We start from the raw sequence: 18,807 nt of genomic DNA on the forward strand, positions 1-18,807 counted from the left end.
CGCTACCAAGCCAGAACCATTTGCGGCTTCCTACTTTCGCGGACAGCACAACTGGTTTCGCTCGCCGCATGGCACGTAGCCTTTCGGACAGTCGGCCGCGGCAATCGTGGGCAGGACAACAAGGGCGATCGCGGCGACGAACAGTGCAATGAACTGCTTCATATGCTCGATCCCAAGCAAACCATCGGTTTGAAGGTAGCAGGTCGATAGATTATCGAATCAAGGTTGAGCGGACAAGTGAACGAGTTCACACCGCTGGGTTCCCGTTCGATAAAAGGCCGGCGAGACGAGCAACGACCCGTGCGCTCCACGCATGCGTGCTGCGAACGGAGCAACTCGCGCTTCGCTGCGTTCAAGGCGATCGTGCAGCCGCTGGCTCTGCCGAAGGGATGAGGCCTCTTACTAACCCTGAAGGGCATGTGACTTCATGGCGGGAGCCTGAGCGAGCGCCTCGTCCTTCGAGACGACCGCTTTGCGGTCTCCTCAGGATGAGGCTAGGCGGGATCTTTGCGTGTGGAAATTGCTGCCGCGCACTCCGTCCTCATCCTGAGGGCCCGCCAAAGGCGGGCGTCTCGAAGGATGGCCACAGAAACAGGCTGCAAATGCGATTGCTCACCCTGGAGAGTCCTCCAGGGAGGATGGGGACCGTGCGGCACCGCATCCGCCGGAGCGAAACTGGCGCGGTGGGCGATGATGGAATGTTACAGGTGTTTTGCCCGACGGAGCAAGTCGCTTCGGGAAGTCAGAAATTCCTCAAGCCTTTCAACCCCATCGCTACTGTGCATGGGGTTGTTTTTCAGCTTTTTGTTTTTGGAGCGAAGGCGGACCTATCCCGCCCCCGCGCGCTTCTTCTGCCAGACGAGATGCACGGCGCAGGTGCAGCCCGGCGGATGCGAGGCGAGATCCTTTGACGTCTCGTCATTCGCGGGCGTTGCCGCAAAGGCCTTGTCGGTACCGTCGCGCGACGGGATGTAGTTCAGGATCGGCGCGAGCCAGCGCTCGGCTTCCGCCACCGTCATGCCCTTGCGCGCGGCATAGTCCTCGACCTGGTCGCGCTCGATCTTGCCGACGCCGAAATAATAGCTCTCGGGGTTCGCGAAATAGAGCCCGGACACCGACGAGCCCGGCCACATCGCAAAGCTCTCGGTCAGCTTCACGCCGGCGGTCGCCTCGGCATCGAGCAGCTCGAACAGCGTCGCCTTCTCGGTGTGATCGGGCTGCGCGGGATAGCCGGGCGCCGGGCGGATGCCCTGGTACTTTTCGAGGATCATCTCCTCGTTGGACAGCGCCTCGTCCGGCGCGTAGGCCCAGAACTCGCGGCGCACGCGGGCATGCATGCGTTCGGCGAAGGCTTCGGCGAGGCGGTCGGCCAGCGCCTTGCACAGGATCGAGGAGTAGTCGTCATTGGCCATCTTGAAGCGGTCGGCGACCACATCCTCGCCGATCCCGGCCGTGACGACGAAGCCGCCGACATAATCGGGCACGCCGGCACCGACAGGCGCGACGAAGTCGGATAGCGCAGCGTTGAAACGGCCCTCGCGCTTCTCGAGTTGCTGGCGCAGCGTGTGCAACGTCGCAATCTGCTTCGTGCGGCTCTCGTCGGCATAGAGCACGACGTCGTCGCCTTGCGCGTTCGCCGGCCAGAAGCCGACCGTCGCGCGCGCCCGGAACCATTTTTCCTTCACGATGGTGTCGAGCATCTTGCGCGCATCGTCGTAGAGCGAGCGCGCGACCTCGCCGACCTTGGCGTCGTCGAGGATGGCGGGGAAGCGCCCGGCGAGCTCCCAGGTCTGGAAGAACGGCGTCCAGTCGATGTAGGGCACGAGCTCAGCCAGGTCGTAGTCGTCGAAGCTGCGGGTGCCGAGGAAGGTCGGCTTCACCGGCCTGTTTGCGGCGAAGTCGACCGGTACGCGGTTGGCGCGGGCGTCCGACAGCTTCAGGCGCTTCTTGTCCGCTTGGGCGCGCAGATGCGCGTCCGAGATCTTGGCGTATTCGGCGCGCACTTCGGCGGCATAGGCTTCGCGCTTCTCGGGCGACAGCAGCGAGGAGGCAACGCCGACGGCGCGGCTGGCGTCGTTGACGTGGACCACGGGACCGGCGCGATAGCTGGGGTCGATCTTGACCGCCGTATGCACGCGGCTCGTGGTGGCGCCGCCGATCAGCAGCGGCAGCTTCAAGCCTTCGCGTTGCAATTCGCCGGCGAAGAACGCCATTTCGTCGAGCGAGGGCGTGATCAGGCCTGACAGCCCGACGATGTCGGCCTTCTCCGCCTTCACCGTCTCGACGATTTTTGCGGCCGGCACCATCACGCCGAGATCGATGACCTCGAAATTGTTGCACTGGAGCACGATGCCGACGATGTTCTTGCCGATGTCGTGGACGTCGCCCTTCACGGTCGCGAGCACGATCTTGCCGGCGGACGAGGAGCCTTCGGTGCCGATGCCGTTGGCGAGGTTGCGCGCCTTTTCCTCTTCCATGAACGGCATCAGCCACGCGACCGCCTGCTTCATCACGCGGGCGGACTTCACCACCTGCGGCAGGAACATCTTGCCGTCGCCGAAGAGGTCGCCGACCACGTTCATGCCGGCCATCAGCGGTCCCTCGATCACGTCGAGCGGGCGCGACGAGGCCTTGCGGGCTTCCTCGGTGTCCTGCTCGATGAATTCGGTGATGCCGTGGACCAGCGAGTGCGACAGCCGCTTCGCCACCGGCCATTCGCGCCAGGCGAGGTCGGCTTCCTTGGTCTGGGTCTTGTTGCCGCGGAATTTTTCCGCGAGTGCCAGCAAGCGCTCGGACGCGCCGGGATCGCGATTGAGGACGACGTCCTCGCACACCTGGCGCAGCTCGGCATCGATGTCATCATAGACGATCATCTGCCCGGCATTGACGATGCCCATGTCCATGCCGGCCTTGATGGCGTGATACAGGAACACCGAGTGCATGGCCTCGCGCACCGGCTCGTTGCCGCGGAACGAGAACGACAGATTGGAGACGCCGCCCGAGATGTGCGCGCCGGGCAGGTTCTGGCGGATCCAGCGCGTCGCCTCGATGAAGTCGACGCCGTAATTGTTGTGCTCCTCGATGCCGGTCGCGATCGCGAAGATGTTCGGATCGAAGATGATGTCTTCCGGCGGGAAGCCGACGCGGTTCACGAGGATGTCGTAGGCGCGCTTGCAGATCTCGGTCTTGCGCGCGAACGTATCGGCCTGGCCGACCTCGTCGAACGCCATCACCACCACGGCCGCGCCATGGCGCCGGGCGATCTTCGCCTCGTGGATGAACTTGTCCTCGCCTTCCTTCATCGAGATCGAGTTGACGACGGGCTTGCCCTGCACGCATTTCAGGCCGGCCTCGATCACCGAGAATTTCGAGGAATCGACCATGACAGGCACGCGGGCGATGTCGGGCTCGGCGGCGACGAGGTTGAGGAAGGTCACCATCGCCGCTTCGGAATCGAGCAGGCCCTCGTCCATGTTGACGTCGATGATCTGCGCACCGTTCTCGACCTGGTCGCGCGCGACCTGCAGCGCGGCGGTGTAGTCGCCGGCGGTGATCAGCTTGCGGAAGCGGGCAGAGCCTGTGACGTTGGTGCGCTCGCCGACATTGACGAACGGGATCGCGTCGGTGAGCACGAACGGCTCGAGGCCGGAGAGGCGTAAGCGTGGTGCGATCTCGGGCACGATGCGCGGCTTGTGCGGGGCGACGGCGGCGGCGATCGCCGCGATGTGGTCCGGCGTGGTGCCGCAGCAGCCGCCGACGATGTTGACCAAGCCATCGCGCGCGAACTCGCCGACGAGACGCGCCATGTATTCCGGCGTCTCGTCGTACTGGCCGAATTCGTTGGGCAGGCCGGCGTTCGGATAGGCGCAGACCAGCGTATCGGCGACGCGGCCGATGTCGGCGATATGGGCGCGCAGATCTTCGGCGCCGAGCGCGCAGTTGAATCCGATGGTGACGGGCTTTGCGTGCCGCACCGAATTCCAGAACGCTTCCGGCATCTGGCCGGAGAGCAGGCGGCCGGATTTGTCGGTGATGGTGCCCGAGACCATCACGGGCACGTCGATGCCGCGCTCTTCCGTGATCTCCGCGATCGCATAGAGCGCCGCCTTGGCGTTCAGCGTATCAAAGATGGTCTCGACCAGCAGCAGGTCGACGCCGCCGTCGAGCATGCCGTTGATCTGCTCGCCATAGGATTTGCGCAAATCGTCGAACGTGACGGCGCGGTAGCCGGGATTGGACACGTCGGGCGAGATCGAGGCGGTGCGGTTGGTAGGTCCAATGGCACCCGCAACGAAGCGCGGCTTGCCGTCCTCGGCTTCGACGCGCCGCGCGGCGTTGCCGGCAAGGCGCGCGCCTTCGCGCGCCATCTCGTAGACGATGTCGGTGAGGTCGTAATCGGCCTGCGCGATCGACGTCGTGGAGAAGGTGTTGGTGGCGACGATGTCGGCGCCGGCGCGCAGGTAGGCGGCGTGGATGTCCTCGATCGCCTGCGGCTGGGTCAGGATCAAGAGATCGTTGTTGCCGCGCAGGTCGCGATGGAAGTCCTTGAAGCGCTCGCCGCGGAAGGCGGCCTCGTCGAACTGGAGGTTCTGGATCATCGTGCCCATGGCGCCGTCGAGCACGAGAATGCGCTCACGCGCGGCGTTGAGCAGGGCAGTTCGCTTGGGAGAGGTGGATACGGTCATCGTCTTCTTACGCCGCCTTCTGCGCGCTCTTGGCGCGAATGCCGAGCAAATGGCTGATCGCGAACACGAGATCGGCGCGGTTCATGGTGTAGAAATGGAAGGTGTCGACGCCGTGCTTGGCCAGCTTCTGCACCTGGCCGGCCGCAACGGTCGCGGCCACCAGCTTGCGGGTCTCGGCATCTTCATCGAGGCCGTCGAACTTCGCGGCGAACCAGTCCGGCACGGTGGTGCCGGCGCGGGTGACGAAATTGCGGGCCTGCTTGAAATTGTGCATCGGCATGATGCCCGGCACGATCGGGATGTCGATGCCGCGCGCGCGGACGCGGTCGAGGTAGCGGAAATAGAGGTCGTTATCGAAGAATACCTGGGTGATCGCGCGCGTCGCGCCGGCGTCGACCTTGGCCTTCAGCGTGTCGATGTCGTCGTCGAAGTCGCGGGCCTCGGGGTGCTTCTCGGGATAGGCGGACACCGACACTTCGATATCGGCGTGCCGCTTCTTGATGCCCGCGACGAGGTCGGCGGAGCTCTGGTAGCCGTCGGGATGGCTGGAGTAGGGCGTGCCGATGCCGCCGGCCGGGTCGCCGCGCAGGCCGACGATGTGGCGGACGCCGACCTCGTGATAGCGGTCGACGATCTCGTCGATCTCGCCGCGCGAGGCGCCGACGCAGGTCAGGTGCGCGGCCGGCAGCAGCGCGGTTTCCTTGAGGATGCGGGCGATGGTCGAATGGGTGCGTTCACGGGTCGAGCCGCCGGCGCCATAGGTCACGGACACGAATTTCGGGTCGAGCGGGGCGAGCCGGTTGATGGTCTCCCAGAGATTGCGCTCCATATCTTCGGTCTTGGGCGGAAAGAACTCGAAGGAGATCGCAGGCCGCTTCGAGGAGAGGTGCCCGTTTTGCCCCGCGGCTTGGGCAGGCGTCGTCAGATCGGTCATGGCACCACTCACTCCAGGGGCTCGACAGGTTTTTGGCGGCCGGCGGTCAGGTCTCGATTGGATGTGGCTATGATAAGCCAAAGCGATTGCACTCGACAGCCCATCGGGTATGGGAAGTGGCCCACTTTTGCCGGTAGATGGCGAGTTTTTACACAAATCAGGAAGTGAGTGGGAAGTGCGTCGCCTTAGTAATAATTCATATAAATCAGTAAATTAAGATGATAAGGCGGCGGTATGAAGTCGATTTAGTTGAGTGGGCAGTATGAATATGGTGTTGCCGATGGTGTCATCGTCCCACCGTCCAAAGTGGCTTGCTGCGCGGCCTCGCGGCCCGCACGCCAGACCTGCGCAGTCTGCCCATTGCCGCGGCGCCGCCCGCAACTAATTTAGCGCGCCATGATCCCGCTCTCAGTCCTCGACCTCTCCGTCGTCACCACAGGCACGAAACCCGCCGCGGCGCTGCGCAACAGCATCGAGCTGGCGCGCCATGTCGACGGACTTGGCTATGTCCGCTACTGGCTCGCCGAGCATCACAACCTCGCCTCGGTGGCGAGCCCCGCACCCGACGTGATGATCGGGCAGATCGCGGCGGTGACGAAGCACATCCGCGTCGGCTCCGGCGGGGTGATGCTGCCCAATCACGCGCCGCTGGTCGTCGCCGAGCGCTTCAAGATGCTGGAGGCGCTGTTTCCCGGCCGCATCGATCTCGGGCTCGGCCGCGCTCCCGGCACCGACGGCGCCACAGCCTATGCGCTGCGCAGCCGGCTCGATCGCCGCGAGGGCGACGACTTCCTGGAGCGGTTGCACGAACTGATCCTGTGGGAGACCCGCGAATTCCCCGCGGGCCACCCCTACCACAACGTCGTCGCGATGCCTGACGACACAAAACTGCCGCCGATCTGGCTGCTCGGCTCGAGCGACTATTCCTCGGAGCTGGCAGCCCAAGTCGGCATGGGTTTCGCCTTCGCGCATCATTTCGCGTCTCACGATGCGATCGACGCGATGGTGCATTACCGCAACCGTTTCCAGCCCTCGGCCTGGAGCGCCAGCCCGCACGCGATCCTTGCCGTTGCCGTCATTACCGCCGACACCGATGAAGAGGCTGAAAGGCTCGCGACGTCGTTCGACCTCAACCGCCTGCGCCGCGACCGCGGCCAATATCTGCCGCTGCCGAGCGTCGAGGAGGCGCTGGCCCACCCCTATACGGACTCCGAACGCACCTCGATCCTGCGCAACCGCTCGCGCCTGTTCGTCGGCAGCCCGGCGACCGTGCAGAAGAAGCTTCAGCCGCTGATTGATGCGAGCAAGCCGGACGAGTTGATGGTGATCACGGCCGTGTACGATCACGAGGCGCGGAAGAGGTCGTATTCGCTGCTGGCGGATGCGTTCGGGCTCACGAAGAGCGCGGCCGCGTAGCTTAGCCCTCCCCTGGAGGGGGAGGGTCGATCGCGCGCAGCGCGAGCGGGGTGAGGTGATCTCTCCACACGGGCACCGTTTCGGTGGAGAGACTGTCACCCCACCCCGTCTCACATTTTCGCTGCGCTCAATGTGAGCCGACCACGCGCGAGCTACGCTCGTCGCGGACCCCTCCAGGGGAGGGTGAAGGATCAATCCTGCTGCGTCTCGCTGAACGTCGCGCGGAACGGGTGGCCCGGATAGACGCCGACGATGCGGAATTCGCGCGAGAAGAATTTCAGCTCCTCGATGGCAAACGCCAGGCCCCTGTCATCGGGATGGCCGTCGACGTCGGCATAAAACTGCGTGGCGAAGAAATTGCCGTCGACCATGTAGCTCTCGAGCTTGGTCATGTTGACGCCGTTGGTGGCAAAGCCGCCCAGCGCCTTGTAGAGCGCGGCGGGCAGGTTGCGCACCCGGAACACAAAAGTCGTGACCAGGGGGCCCGAGCCCTGCGCGGCCCATTTCGGCTCGCGCGCCAGCACCACGAAGCGGGTGGTGTTGTGGGCCTCGTCCTCGATGTCCTCGGCGAGGATGTCGAGGCCGTAGATCTTTGCGGCGAGGCGCGAGGCGATCGCGGCGACCGATTTGTCGTTGCGCTCGGAAATATCGCGGGCGCTGCCGGCGGTATCGGCGTGCACGATCGGCTTGATGCCGAGCTTGCGGATGATGCGGCGGCACTGGCCGAGCGCGTGCACGTGACTCTCGACGCTCTTGATGTCTTCGAGCTTGGTCCCCTTCACCGCCATCAGCTGATGCCGGACCGGCAAAAACCATTCGCCGATGATGAACAGGCCGGAGGCCGGCAGCAGGTGATGGATGTCGGCGACGCGGCCCGCGACCGAATTCTCGATCGGGATCATGCCGAGATCGGCCTCGCCCGACGAGATCGCCGACAGCGCGTCCTCGAAGGTCGCGCAGGGCATCGGCTCGGCGTCGGGATAGGCCTCGACGATGGCGATGTGGGAATTGGCCCCAGGCTCGCCCTGGAATGCGATTTTCATCTTGCTCATGATCGGCCTTGTAGCAGCGGCTCAGGATTTGGAAAGGATGCTGCGCGCGGTCTCGAGATCCGCCGGCGTGTCGACCCCGCGGGGCACGGTATCGACGATGGTGAAGTCGATCCGCATCCCGGCCTCCAGCGCCCGGAGCTGCTCGAGCTTCTCCTGCAGCTCCAGCGGCGAGGGCGGCAGTGAGACGTAACGCTCCAGCGCGGCGCGGCGATAGGCGTAGAGGCCGATATGGTGGTAGCGCGGTCCGTCGCCGGTCGGCGCGGTCGCGCGGGTGAAATAAAGGGCGCGCATCCGCCTGCCGCCGAGCGAGGTTCCGATCGCCTTCACGACGCTCGGCGCGAGATCCTCCTCCTCGGTATGGATCTGCGAGGCCAGCGTGGCGATGTCCACGGCCGGGTCTTGCAGCGGCGGCAGCACCTCGCGGATGTTGTCGATCGTGATGGTCGGGAAATCGCCCTGGAGGTTGACCACGATTTCGGCCTTGCCGGCGGGATCGAGCTTCTGCATCGCCTCGTGGATGCGGTCGGAGCCCGAGGGGTGCTCGGGGCGGGTCATCACGGCCTCGCCGCCATGGGCGGTCACGACCGAGGCGATCTCGGAAGTGTCGGTGGCCACCGCGACCCGGCCGATGCCGGCGGCCTCGGCGCGGCGCATCACATGCACGATCATCGGCAGGCCCGCGATGTCGGCGAGCGGCTTGCCGGGCAGGCGGGTGGCGGCCATGCGGGCCGGGATCAGCACCAGGATGCGGGGATCGATCATCGGGTCAAGGGCCTGGAAAGGGTACGTTTTCCGCGTCGAGAAATGGGGTGGGGACGGGCTGAAAGCCGGGTCGCTTATACGGGTTGCCAGACCCCGGGCAAACCGATATCTCAATGGCAAAACTCGGGGAAACAATAAGGAACGTTTTGATTCTCCCGAGGCTCGTCCTGGCGGCCGCCCGGCCGCTATTTCCTTACTGCGGTGTGGGGCCTGGCCGGAAATGGACTCTTTCGAACTCAATAAGATTCTCGGGGCCGTGCTCGGCACCTGTCTCATCCTGCTGGTGACGAGCTTCGCCGCCCAGGCGCTGTTCTCGCCGAAGATGCCGGAAAAGCCGGGCTTCGAGATCGCCGTGAAGGAAGACGCCGGACACGGCAAGGAAGGCGGCGCTGCCGCTGCTGCCGCCGAGCCGATCGAAAAGCTGCTCCAGACTGCTTCCGTCGAAAAGGGCGCTGCCGCCGCCAAGAAGTGCGGCGCCTGCCACACCTTCGAGAAGGGCGGCCCGAATCGCGTCGGTCCGAACCTCTATGGCGTCGTCGGCGAGGCCAGGGGCGAGGGCCGTGGCGGCTTCAACTTCTCGGCCGCGATGAAGGCCAAGGGCGGCACCTGGACGTTCGACGATCTCAACAAGTTCATCGCCAACCCGAAGGGCTTCATCCCGGGCACCGCGATGGGCTTCGCCGGCATTCCGAAGGATTCCGAGCGCGCCGACGTCATTGCCTATCTGAATTCGCTGTCGGAGCATCCGCAACCGCTGCCGACGGCGTCGAAATAAGCGCCTCGAAAAGCCATCTTGGAATATGCGGCCAGGCTGAAAAGCCTGGCCGTTTCCTTATCCGGGCCTCGCGATGAGTTTATCGGGGCGTTTGGCCGCATCGGAGGGGGCGGCCGGGCTTCCAACATGAGGAAAAAGCAACATATTCCGTCGAAACCTCGCCTATATTGGGAACTTAAAGGAGTAGCCTCCTTCAAGACAGGACTATTGATTTGGCCATTACCCGACGCGATCTCCTGCTCACCGGCACTGCCGCCGCAGCGCTCACCGCCCTCGGTTCGCTGGGCAGCGTTTCCGTCATCGGCGCGGCACACGCGCAATCTGCCAGTGAGGCGCCTTCAGGTGCGCTTCCCTGGCGCCATGCACTGTCGCTGTTCGGGCAGGTCAAGTATCCGGCCGACTTCAAGCGCTTCGATTACGTCAATCCGGAAGCCCCCAAGGGCGGCGTCGCGCGCCAGATCGCCGTTGGCACGTTCGACAATTTCAACATCGTCGTCTCCGGTGTGAAGGGGCAGGTCGCCGGTGCCGTCGCATTCATCTACGAGTCGCTCCTGACGCCCGCGCTCGACGAGGTCTCGACCGAATACGGCTCGCTGGCCGAGGCCGTGAGCCACCCGGACGATTTCTCCTTCGTCACCTATCGCTTGCGGCCGCAGGCCAAATGGCATGACGGCAAGCCGGTCACCGCAGATGACGTGATCTTCTCGCTGGATTCCTTCAAGAAGCACCACCCGATGTACTCCGCCTATTACAGCCATGTGGTGAAGGCGGAGAAGGTCGGCGAGCGCGAGGTGAAGTTCGTGTTCGACGCGCCGGGCAACCGCGAACTGCCGCAAATCGTCGGGCAGCTCACGGTCTTGCCGAAGCACTGGTGGGAGGGGACGGACGCGCAGGGCCGCAAGCGCGATGTCTCCGCCACCACGCTCGAAATACCGCTCGGTTCCGGTCCCTACAAGGTCAAGGAATTCGTTGCGGGACGGTCGATCGCGTTGGAGCGCGTCAAGGATTATTGGGGGCGCGATTTCGCCGTCAATGTGGGCCGCAACAATTTCGACGAGATGCGCTACGAATATTTCCGCGATGCCACCGTGGCGATCGAGGCCTTCAAGGCCGATCAGGTCGACTGGCGCACCGAGAACAGCGCGAAGAACTGGGCGACCGCCTACGACTTCCCGGCCGTGACTGAAAAGCGGGTGATCCTCGAGGAGTTCGCCAATCGCAGTTCGGGCGTCATGCAGGCGTTCGTGCCGAACCTGCGCCGCGCCAAGTTCAGTGATCCCCGCGTGCGTCGTGCGCTCAACTACGCGTTCGACTTCGAGGAGATGAACAAGCAGATCTTCTACGGTCAGTACAAGCGCGTCAGCAGCTATTTCGATGGCATCGACGAGCTCATGGCGACCGGGTTGCCGCAGGGCAAGGAGCTCGAGATCCTCGAGACCGTCCGCGCCGAAGTCCCGCCCGAAGTCTTCACGACGGCCTACACCAATCCGGTCGGCGGCAGTCCGGAAGCGGTGCGCGACAATCTGCGCGAAGCGTTGCGCCTGTTCAAGGAGGCCGGCTACGAGGTGCGCGACCGCAAGCTGGTCGACGTCAAGACCGGCACTCAGTTCTCCCTGGAATTGCTGAACTCGGATCCGAGCTTCGAACGGGTCACGCTGTTCTACAAGCCGTCGCTGGAACGGCTCGGCATCGCGGTCAGCGTGCGCACGGTCGATCCGACGCAATACGAGAACAGGACGCGCGAGTGGGATTTCGACGTCGTCACCAACTCCTGGGGCGAATCGCAGTCGCCGGGCAATGAGCAGCGCGAGTTCTGGTCGTCCAAGTCGGCCGACATCCCCGGATCGCGCAACATTACCGGCATCAAGAATCCGGCGATCGACAAGCTGATCGAGCGGGTGATCTACGCCACGGGGCGCGACGATCTCGTCGCGGCGACCAAGGCGCTCGATCGCGTGCTGCTGTGGAATCACTATGTCGTGCCGCAATGGACCTATTCGAAGGTCCGCACCGCGCGCTGGGATCGCTTCGGCCGGCCGGCGGAATTGCCCAAATACGGCCAGTCCGGTTTCCCGTTCATCTGGTGGTACGACGCGGACAAGGCGGCGCGGATCGCAAAGAAGTCGTGAAGGACATCCCTCGCATGACGCAGATGTCACGCCGCCATGTGTTGGCCTTGGCTATCGGCGGCGCCTTCGGCGTGTCCCTCGGCGCGCCATCGTTGCGCGGTGCGCGTGCTTCGGAAGCGGAGACCGAGGCGCACGGCATCTCGGCGTTCGGCGATCTCAAATATCCCGCCGATTTCCGCCAGTTCGACTACGTCGATGTCGATGCACCGAAGGGCGGCACGTTCTCGCTGATCCCGTCGACGAAATCCTACAACCAGTCCTACCAGACCTTCAACTCGCTCAACGCCTTCATCCTGAAGGGCGACGGCGCGCAGGGCATGGACATGACGTTTGTGCCGCTGATGGTGCGCGCAAACGATGAGCCGGATGCGATGTACGGGCTTGCCGCCAGATCCGTGCGGATATCGCCGGACAAGCTGGTCTATCGCTTCACGATGCGGCCCGAGGCGAAGTTCCACGATGGTACCAGGCTCACCGCACACGATGCGGCGTTCTCGCTGACTTCGCTGAAGACCAAGGGCCATCCGCTGATCATCGTGCAGATGCGCGACATGGTCAGTGCGGAGGCGATCGACGATGCGACGCTCGTCGTCACCTTCGCCAAGGGCCGCGCCCGCGACGTGCCGCTCTATGTCGCGAGCCTGCCGATCTTCTCCAAAGCCTACTACGCCTCCCGCCCGTTCGATGAATCGTCTCTGGACATTCCACTTGGATCGGGTCCGTACAAGGTCGGCAAGTTCGAGGTCAACCGCTACATCGAATACGAGCGGGTGAAAGACTGGTGGGCCGCCGACCTGCCGCCTTGCCGCGGCAGCTACAATTTCGATGTCGTGCGCTATGAATTCTATCGCGATCGCGATGTCGCCTTCGAGGGTTTTACCGGCAAGAACTATCTCTATCGCGAGGAATTCACCTCGCGCATCTGGGCGACGCGCTACGACTTCGCGGCGGTGAAGGACAATCGCGTCAAGCTCGAAATCGTGCCCGACGACACGCCGTCCGGCGCGCAGGGCTGGTTCATCAACACGCGGCGCGACAAGTTCAAGGACCCGCGCGTGCGCGAGGCCTTGATCAATGCCTTCGACTTCGAGTGGACCAACAAGACCATTATGTACGGCGCTTATGCCCGTACGGTGTCGCCGTTCCAGAACTCCGATCTCATGGCGGGCAACGGGTCTCCTCCGCCGGAAGAGCTGAAGCTGCTGGAGCCGTTTCGCGGTCAGGTCCCCGACGAGGTGTTCGCCGCGCCCTTCACGCCTCCGGTAACGGACGGCTCGGGGCAGGACCGCAGCTTGTTGCGCAAGGCGCAGCAATTGCTGAGCGAGGCCGGCATGCCGATCAAGGACGGCAAGCGGATGCTGCCGAACGGCGAAATCTTCAGAATCGAGTTCCTGCTGGACGAACCTTCGTTTCAGCCGCACCATGCCCCTTACATCAAGAATCTCGGGACGCTCGGCATCGAAGCGAGCGTGCGCCTTGTCGATGCCGTTCAACACAAGGTGCGCCAGGAAGATTTCGACTTCGACATGACGATCCAGCGTTTCAGCATGTCGGCAACGCCGGGCGACGCCATGCGCGCATTCTTCTCCTCGCAGGTCGCGGCAACCAAGGGCTCGTACAATCTGGCGGGCGTCGCCAGCCCGGCGATCGACGCCATGATCGAGAAGATCATGGCGGCCGACAACCGCGAGGACTTGACCGTCGCCTGCCGTGCCTTCGACCGTCTGTTCCGCGCCGGCCGGTACTGGGTGCCGCAGTGGTATAACAAGACGCACCGGCTCGCTTACTGGGATCAGTACGGCCATCCGCAGAAGCTGCCGCGCTATGCCAACGGCGTCGGCGCTCCCGATATCTGGTGGTCCGACCGCGCCAAGGCGACCAAGCTCGAGCAGGCGAAATAGCCATGAGCGCCTATATCGCCCGCCGCATTCTCCTGATGATCCCGACCCTGCTCGGGATCCTCTTCGTCTCCTTCGTCGTCGTGCAGTTCGCGCCGGGCGGTCCGGTCGAGCGCGTGATCGCGCAGCTCTCGGGCGCCGACACCGGCGGCACATCGCGCATCTCGGGGGGCAACGATTTCGCGCAGCGCGCGCCAGGGCAGGTCGGTGCCGGCGGAGATGCCATCAACTCGAAATATCGCGGCGCGCAGGGGCTCGATCCTGATTTCATCAAGAAGCTGGAGGTGCAGTTCGGCTTCGACAAGCCGGCACCGGAGCGCTTCGCGCTGATGGTGTGGAATTTCGCCCGCTTCGATTTCGGCAAGAGCTATTTCCGCGACGTCAGCGTGATCCAGCTGATCAAGGAGAAGCTGCCGGTCTCGATCTCGCTCGGCATCTGGCTGACGCTGATCACCTATCTGATCTCGATCCCGCTCGGCATCCGCAAGGCCGTGAAGGACGGCACGCGCTTCGACACCTGGACCTCGGCGGTGATCATCATCGGCTTTGCGATCCCCGGCTTCCTGTTCGCGATCCTGCTGATCATCCTGTTCGCGGGCGGTTCGTTCTTCAACCTGTTCCCGCTGCGCGGCCTGACCTCGGACGGCTGGTCGCAGTTCCCCTGGTACTGGAAGATCATCGACTATTTCTGGCATCTGACCTTGCCGCTGCTCTCGATGGGCTTGAGCGCGTTTGCAACCATGACCTTGCTGACCAAGAACTCGTTCCTGGACGAGATCCGCAAGCAATATGTCATGACCGCGCGCGCCAAGGGCTGTAGCGAGGGCCAGGTGCTCTACGGCCACATTTTCCGCAACGCGATGCTGATCGTGATCGCGGGCTTCCCGGGCGCCTTCATCCACGCCTTCTTCTCGGGTTCTCTCTTGATCGAGACCATCTTCTCGCTGGACGGGCTCGGGCTGCTCAGTTTCGAGAGCGTGCTCAACCGCGACTACCCCGTGGTGTTCGGCACGCTCTACATCTTTTCGCTCGTCGGCCTCGTGGTCAACCTGATCTCCGATCTGACCTATATGTGGATCGACCCGCGGATCGATTTCGAGGCGAGGGAGGTCTGATGACGCTGACCGCTCCGACCCCGATCGAGACCACGACGACGTCGCCGCTCGGCGAAGCCGTGCCGGCCACGCGCAAGCCGTTCGCGCCGTCGCCGCTCAACAGGCGGCGCTGGGAGAATTTCAAGGCGAACCGGCGCGGTTACTGGTCGTTCTGGATCTTCATGCTCCTGTTCGTGGTGTCGCTGTTCGCCGAGCTGATCGCCAACGACCGGCCGTTCCTGATCAAATATGACGGCCATCTCTACTGGCCGGCCTTCGTCACCTATTCGGAGACGACCTTCGGTGGGGACTTCGAGACCGCGGCCGACTACCGCGACCCCTATCTGCAGAAGCTGATCAAGGACAAGGGCGGCAGCATCGTCTGGCCGCTGATCCGCTACTCCTACGACACCCACAATCTCGATCTGCCGACACCGGCGCCGTCGCCGCCGACCTGGATGCTGACGGAGGCTCAGTGCAAGCCGGTGGTTGAGAAGAAAGGGCTGAAGAGCTGCCGCGACCTCGAATACAACTGGCTCGGCACTGACGATCAGGGCCGCGACGTGGTGGCGCGGCTGATCTACGGCTTCCGTATCTCGGTCTTGTTCGGCCTCTGCCTCACCATCGTCTCTTCGGTCGTCGGCGTCGCCGCCGGCGGCATCCAGGGTTACTTCGGCGGCTGGATCGACCTCACCTTCCAGCGCTTCATCGAGATCTGGACGGCGATCCCGTCGCTCTATTTGCTGCTGATCCTGTCATCCGTGCTGGTACCCGGTTTCTTCGTGCTGCTCGGCATCCTGCTGCTGTTCTCATGGGTGTCGCTGGTGGGCCTCGTGCGCGCCGAATTCCTGCGCGGCCGCAATTTCGAATACATCCAGGCAGCGCGCGCGCTCGGCGTGTCGAACGCGGTGATCATGTTCCGGCATCTGCTGCCGAACGCGATGGTCGCGACCATGACCTTCCTTCCGTTCATCGTGTCGTCCTCGGTGATGACGCTGACCGCGCTGGACTTCCTCGGCTTCGGCCTGCCGCCTGGCTCGCCCTCGCTCGGCGAGCTGCTGTCGCAGGGCAAGTCGAACGTGCAGGCGCCATGGCTCGGTTTCACCGGCTTCTTCTCCGTCGCGATCATGCTGTCGCTGCTGATCTTCATCGGCGAAGCCGTGCGCGACGCCTTCGATCCGCGCAAGACGTTCAAGTGAGGGCGTGATGGACGCGATCAACCAGCCCCTGCTTGCCGTTCGCGACCTCTCGGTGGCTTTCCACCAGGGCGGCGTCACTACACTTGCGGTCGACAAGGTCTCGTTCCAGATCAAGCGCGGCGAATGCGTGGCGCTGGTCGGCGAATCCGGCTCCGGCAAGTCGGTCAGCGCGCTCTCGATCCTGAAGCTCTTGCCCTATCCGAACGCCACGCACCCCTCGGGCAGCATCCGCTTCAAGGGGCAGGAACTGATCGACCAGTCCGAGCTGCAGATGCGGGAGATTCGCGGCAGCGACATCTCCATCATCTTCCAGGAGCCGATGACCTCGCTCAATCCGCTGCACACGATCGAGGCGCAGATCGGCGAGATTATCCAGCTGCACAATCCGACCAGCAATGCCGAGGCGCGCAAGCGGACGCTGGAGTTGCTGACACAGGTCGGCATTCCCGAGCCCGAAACGCGGCTGAAGAGCTATCCGCACCAGCTCTCGGGCGGCCAGCGCCAGCGCGTGATGATCGCGATGGCGCTCGCCAACGAGCCGGATCTGTTGATCGCGGACGAGCCGACGACGGCGCTCGACGTCACCGTGCAGGCGCAGATCCTGGCGCTGCTCGCCGAGATCCGCTCGCGGCTCGGCATGAGCCTGCTCTTCATCACCCACGATCTTGGCATCGTGCGCCGCATCGCCGACACCGTTTGCGTCATGAAAGGCGGCGTGATCGTCGAGCAGGGGCCGGTGGAGCAGGTCTTCAAGAGCCCGAAACACCCCTATACGCGCGATCTGCTCGCCGCGGAGCCGAAGCCCGATCCGGCGCCGCCGCAGCCGGATGCGCCGGTGGTGATGTCGGCCGACGATCTGAAAGTGTGGTTTCCGATCAGGCGTGGTCTGATGCGCAAGACGGTCGGCCACATCAAGGCGGTCGACGGCGTCAGCATCGCCGTACGCAAGGGCGAGACGCTCGGCGTCGTCGGCGAATCCGGCTCGGGCAAGACCACGCTCGGGCTCGCGCTGCTGCGGCTTATCTCCTCGAACGGCCGCATCGTGTTCTTGGGGAAAGATATCCAGGGCCTGCGCTTCAAGGAGATGAGGCCCTACCGGCGCGACATGCAGATCGTGTTCCAGGATCCGTTCGGCTCGCTCAGTCCGCGCATGTCGGTCGCCGACATCATCGCCGAAGGCCTCTCGGTGCATCAGCCAAACCTTTCGCGCGAGGAGCGCGAGGCGCGCGTCGTCAAAGCGCTGGAGGACGTCGGGCTGAAGCCGGACACCCGCTACCGCTACCCGCATGAATTCTCCGGCGGCCAGCGCCAGCGCATCAGCATCGCGCGCGCGGTGGTGCTGGAGCCGGATTTCGTCGTGCTGGACGAGCCGACCAGCGCGCTCGACATGCTGATCCAGGCGCAGATGGTGGACCTGTTGCGCGAGCTCCAGCGCAGGCGCGAGCTCACCTACATGTTCATCTCGCACGACTTGCGCGTCGTCGCCTCGCTCGCCAGCCATCTCATCGTGATGCGCGGCGGCAAGGTGGTCGAGGAGGGGCAGGCCGCGGAGCTGTTCAAGAACCCGAAGACGGATTATACGCGCGCGCTGTTCGCAGCGGCGTTCCGGCTGGAGACCGCGGGGAACGGGCCGGCGGCGACGTAGCCGTCATTCAGGGGCGCGACAGCGCGACCCCCGGGGACGCCTCCACCTGTCGCCGAAGCTGGCTGCGCTCGACCCGTCGCGTTGATTTACGCGGCGCGTTCCTTGTCCGACGGGTCCTCGGCCGCGGTCGCAGTTTCTTCCAGCCGCTTTTCGTAATTGCCCGCGAGCCTCTCGATGCTATCGGCCCACATCCTCAGCATCGAGATCTGAAAGTGCATCATCGGTTTCAAGGCATTCATGCCGATTGCCGTCGCTGCGGCGATACGCCGTTCCGGGTCGCGCGCGAAACGGTCTGCATTGGTCTTGTCTGCCATGCTGTTCGCTCCCTTCGCTCTGGTGTTGCGGCCTGAAAGCTACCTGTCGTGTTGTGAGCTGCGTGCTTCCAGGCACTTGGCCAAAACCTGGTCTGCCGCGAGTCGCGCGCATTGGTCGTCCTGCAATTCATCCAGCTTTTTCAAGTAGGCGACTGCGGCTATTTGCAGGAGATCGAAATCATCCTCGCCGGTGTCGCGAAGATTGGCGATGTAGCGGTCGAGGGCGGAGCGCCTGTCATCATTCTCGCTGATGCCGCTGTGGAGCAGCAAGTAGTTCCGCCAAGCGAACGCACACGCGCCTTCTCTGGCCTGAGAACTCATGGGCACCTCCCAAAGCCAGAGAAAGACTGGCGCCGCGTTTCGTTCCGCAAATCTCTCGGATGTAACGTTGTTCCGTAGTTGCGCTGCAAGGTGCTTATCAAGTCGTGACGGATTGCCGAATGATCGTGCTGTTCCCGGAACGCATGAGATTCCGCTTCAGGCCGACGTCATCGCGATTGCGGGCTCCCGCTTGGGAACTCGCACCTCGTCGATCGCGTGCAGATATCTGCGCTGGAGTGTCGCAGTCGGCTCTCAAAAAGTATGTTGGCTTTTGCAGTAGTATTGCCGCCCGCAAGCTTATGATGGAGCCGGTGATGGCTTCAAAGCTGTTTTCGGGCACTGTCGCTTTGCTGCTGGTTGTTGCGACTGTGCTTTTGATCGCAATTCAGCCACCTGCGTGGATCGTGCTGCTGCTCGGTTCCTTCGCGCTGGCGGTGCTGTATATCGTCGTGAGAACAAGGTCGCGCTACGATCCGCTCGATCCACGCTTCGGCAGCTGCATCCCGCCGATCTCCAAGCCGAGAGCCAGCGCCGGCGATGGGTCCAACCCACCATAACGACGTCTGACATCCATGGGATGCGG

15 protein-coding genes are annotated in these 18,807 nt (G+C 63.8%); 8 read left to right on the plus strand and 7 right to left on the minus strand.

Annotation, left to right across the window (positions count from 1 at the left end; genetic code table 11):
- Positions 1 to 30: 30 nt before the first annotated feature.
- The 3 genes from NLM25_RS43865 to metF form a co-directional block, all read right to left on the minus strand.
- On the minus strand, positions 31 to 162 hold the full coding sequence (locus NLM25_RS43865; RefSeq protein WP_256570666.1) for a hypothetical protein: 132 nt from the start codon (positions 160 to 162) through the stop codon (positions 31 to 33).
- Between the two features lie 665 nt (positions 163 to 827).
- Positions 828 to 4,685 (minus strand): methionine synthase, encoded by a 3,858-nt coding sequence (metH, locus tag NLM25_RS05560; RefSeq protein WP_254136343.1) that lies wholly within the window; start codon positions 4,683 to 4,685, stop codon positions 828 to 830.
- Positions 4,686 to 4,692: 7 nt separating this feature from the next.
- A complete protein-coding gene (gene metF / locus NLM25_RS05565; RefSeq protein WP_254136344.1) occupies positions 4,693 to 5,619 on the minus strand; it encodes a methylenetetrahydrofolate reductase [NAD(P)H] in 927 nt (308 codons plus the stop codon).
- Between the two features lie 396 nt (positions 5,620 to 6,015).
- Here metF and NLM25_RS05570 point away from each other — a divergent pair, with 396 nt between their 5' ends.
- The gene (locus NLM25_RS05570; RefSeq protein WP_254136345.1) at positions 6,016 to 7,035 is read left to right on the plus strand and encodes an LLM class flavin-dependent oxidoreductase; all 1,020 of its coding nucleotides are present in this window, start codon (positions 6,016 to 6,018) and stop codon (positions 7,033 to 7,035) included.
- Positions 7,036 to 7,226: 191 nt separating this feature from the next.
- On the opposite strand, the gene NLM25_RS05575 is transcribed toward NLM25_RS05570, so the two are convergent.
- A complete protein-coding gene (locus tag NLM25_RS05575; RefSeq protein WP_254115955.1) occupies positions 7,227 to 8,087 on the minus strand; it encodes a prephenate dehydratase in 861 nt (286 codons plus the stop codon).
- Positions 8,088 to 8,108: 21 nt separating this feature from the next.
- Positions 8,109 to 8,849, minus strand: coding sequence for a 3-deoxy-manno-octulosonate cytidylyltransferase (locus NLM25_RS05580; protein ID WP_254115956.1), 741 nt, complete (start codon positions 8,847 to 8,849; stop codon positions 8,109 to 8,111).
- A 220-nt stretch (positions 8,850 to 9,069) separates the two neighbouring features.
- Here NLM25_RS05580 and NLM25_RS05585 point away from each other — a divergent pair, with 220 nt between their 5' ends.
- From NLM25_RS05585 to NLM25_RS05610, 6 genes are all read left to right on the plus strand, one after another.
- Positions 9,070 to 9,624, plus strand: a complete 555-nt coding sequence (locus NLM25_RS05585) for a cytochrome c family protein (RefSeq protein WP_254136346.1) — start codon at positions 9,070 to 9,072, stop codon at positions 9,622 to 9,624.
- Between the two features lie 212 nt (positions 9,625 to 9,836).
- Positions 9,837 to 11,753: an extracellular solute-binding protein gene (locus NLM25_RS05590; protein ID WP_254136347.1), complete on the plus strand. Its 1,917-nt coding sequence runs from the start codon at positions 9,837 to 9,839 to the stop codon at positions 11,751 to 11,753.
- A gap of 14 nt (positions 11,754 to 11,767) precedes the next feature.
- On the plus strand, positions 11,768 to 13,654 hold the full coding sequence (locus NLM25_RS05595) for an extracellular solute-binding protein (RefSeq protein ID WP_254136348.1): 1,887 nt from the start codon (positions 11,768 to 11,770) through the stop codon (positions 13,652 to 13,654).
- 2 nt (positions 13,655 to 13,656) lie between these two features.
- Positions 13,657 to 14,766 carry a microcin C ABC transporter permease YejB gene (locus NLM25_RS05600; RefSeq protein ID WP_254115960.1) on the plus strand — a complete coding sequence of 370 codons (1,110 nt, stop codon included), beginning with the start codon at positions 13,657 to 13,659 and terminating at the stop codon, positions 14,764 to 14,766.
- A complete protein-coding gene (locus tag NLM25_RS05605; protein ID WP_254115961.1) occupies positions 14,766 to 15,944 on the plus strand; it encodes an ABC transporter permease in 1,179 nt (392 codons plus the stop codon). Before NLM25_RS05600 ends, NLM25_RS05605 begins: the two co-directional genes overlap by 1 nt.
- Positions 15,945 to 15,951: 7 nt before the next feature.
- Positions 15,952 to 17,589 (plus strand): ABC transporter ATP-binding protein, encoded by a 1,638-nt coding sequence (locus NLM25_RS05610; RefSeq protein ID WP_254136349.1) that lies wholly within the window; start codon positions 15,952 to 15,954, stop codon positions 17,587 to 17,589.
- 86 nt (positions 17,590 to 17,675) lie between these two features.
- Here the strand turns inward: NLM25_RS05610 and NLM25_RS05615 are convergent, their stop codons facing one another.
- Both NLM25_RS05615 and NLM25_RS05620 read right to left on the minus strand, forming a co-directional pair.
- Entirely contained in the window at positions 17,676 to 17,903 is a 228-nt protein-coding gene (locus tag NLM25_RS05615) for a hypothetical protein (protein ID WP_254115963.1), read from the minus strand.
- A gap of 39 nt (positions 17,904 to 17,942) precedes the next feature.
- The gene (locus NLM25_RS05620) at positions 17,943 to 18,224 is read right to left on the minus strand and encodes a hypothetical protein (protein ID WP_254115964.1); all 282 of its coding nucleotides are present in this window, start codon (positions 18,222 to 18,224) and stop codon (positions 17,943 to 17,945) included.
- Between the two features lie 119 nt (positions 18,225 to 18,343).
- On the opposite strand from NLM25_RS05620, the gene NLM25_RS05625 reads away from it, so the two are divergent.
- Positions 18,344 to 18,781, plus strand: coding sequence for a hypothetical protein (locus NLM25_RS05625; protein WP_254136350.1), 438 nt, complete (start codon positions 18,344 to 18,346; stop codon positions 18,779 to 18,781).
- Positions 18,782 to 18,807 lie beyond the last annotated feature (26 nt).

It is taken from the genome of Bradyrhizobium sp. CCGB01 (genome assembly GCF_024199795.1).
Classification (GTDB): domain Bacteria; phylum Pseudomonadota; class Alphaproteobacteria; order Rhizobiales; family Xanthobacteraceae; genus Bradyrhizobium.

Excerpts from the sequence above, each read along its gene's own strand:
- NLM25_RS05620 (WP_254115964.1), bottom strand. The coding sequence starts at position 18,224 with ATGAGTTCTCAGGCCAGAGAAGGCGCGTGTGCGTTCGCTTGGCGGAAC.
- NLM25_RS05605 (WP_254115961.1), top strand. The coding sequence starts at position 14,766 with ATGACGCTGACCGCTCCGACCCCGATCGAGACCACGACGACGTCGCCG.
- metF (WP_254136344.1), bottom strand. The coding sequence starts at position 5,619 with ATGACCGATCTGACGACGCCTGCCCAAGCCGCGGGGCAAAACGGGCAC.
- NLM25_RS05575 (WP_254115955.1), bottom strand. The coding sequence starts at position 8,087 with ATGAGCAAGATGAAAATCGCATTCCAGGGCGAGCCTGGGGCCAATTCC.
- NLM25_RS43865 (WP_256570666.1), bottom strand. The coding sequence starts at position 162 with ATGAAGCAGTTCATTGCACTGTTCGTCGCCGCGATCGCCCTTGTTGTC.
- NLM25_RS05610 (WP_254136349.1), top strand. The coding sequence starts at position 15,952 with ATGGACGCGATCAACCAGCCCCTGCTTGCCGTTCGCGACCTCTCGGTG.
- metH (WP_254136343.1), bottom strand. The coding sequence starts at position 4,685 with ATGACCGTATCCACCTCTCCCAAGCGAACTGCCCTGCTCAACGCCGCG.
- NLM25_RS05585 (WP_254136346.1), top strand. The coding sequence starts at position 9,070 with ATGGACTCTTTCGAACTCAATAAGATTCTCGGGGCCGTGCTCGGCACC.
- NLM25_RS05595 (WP_254136348.1), top strand. The coding sequence starts at position 11,768 with ATGACGCAGATGTCACGCCGCCATGTGTTGGCCTTGGCTATCGGCGGC.
- NLM25_RS05600 (WP_254115960.1), top strand. The coding sequence starts at position 13,657 with ATGAGCGCCTATATCGCCCGCCGCATTCTCCTGATGATCCCGACCCTG.
- NLM25_RS05570 (WP_254136345.1), top strand. The coding sequence starts at position 6,016 with ATGATCCCGCTCTCAGTCCTCGACCTCTCCGTCGTCACCACAGGCACG.
- NLM25_RS05625 (WP_254136350.1), top strand. The coding sequence starts at position 18,344 with ATGATCGTGCTGTTCCCGGAACGCATGAGATTCCGCTTCAGGCCGACG.
- NLM25_RS05615 (WP_254115963.1), bottom strand. The coding sequence starts at position 17,903 with ATGGCAGACAAGACCAATGCAGACCGTTTCGCGCGCGACCCGGAACGG.
- NLM25_RS05580 (WP_254115956.1), bottom strand. The coding sequence starts at position 8,849 with ATGATCGATCCCCGCATCCTGGTGCTGATCCCGGCCCGCATGGCCGCC.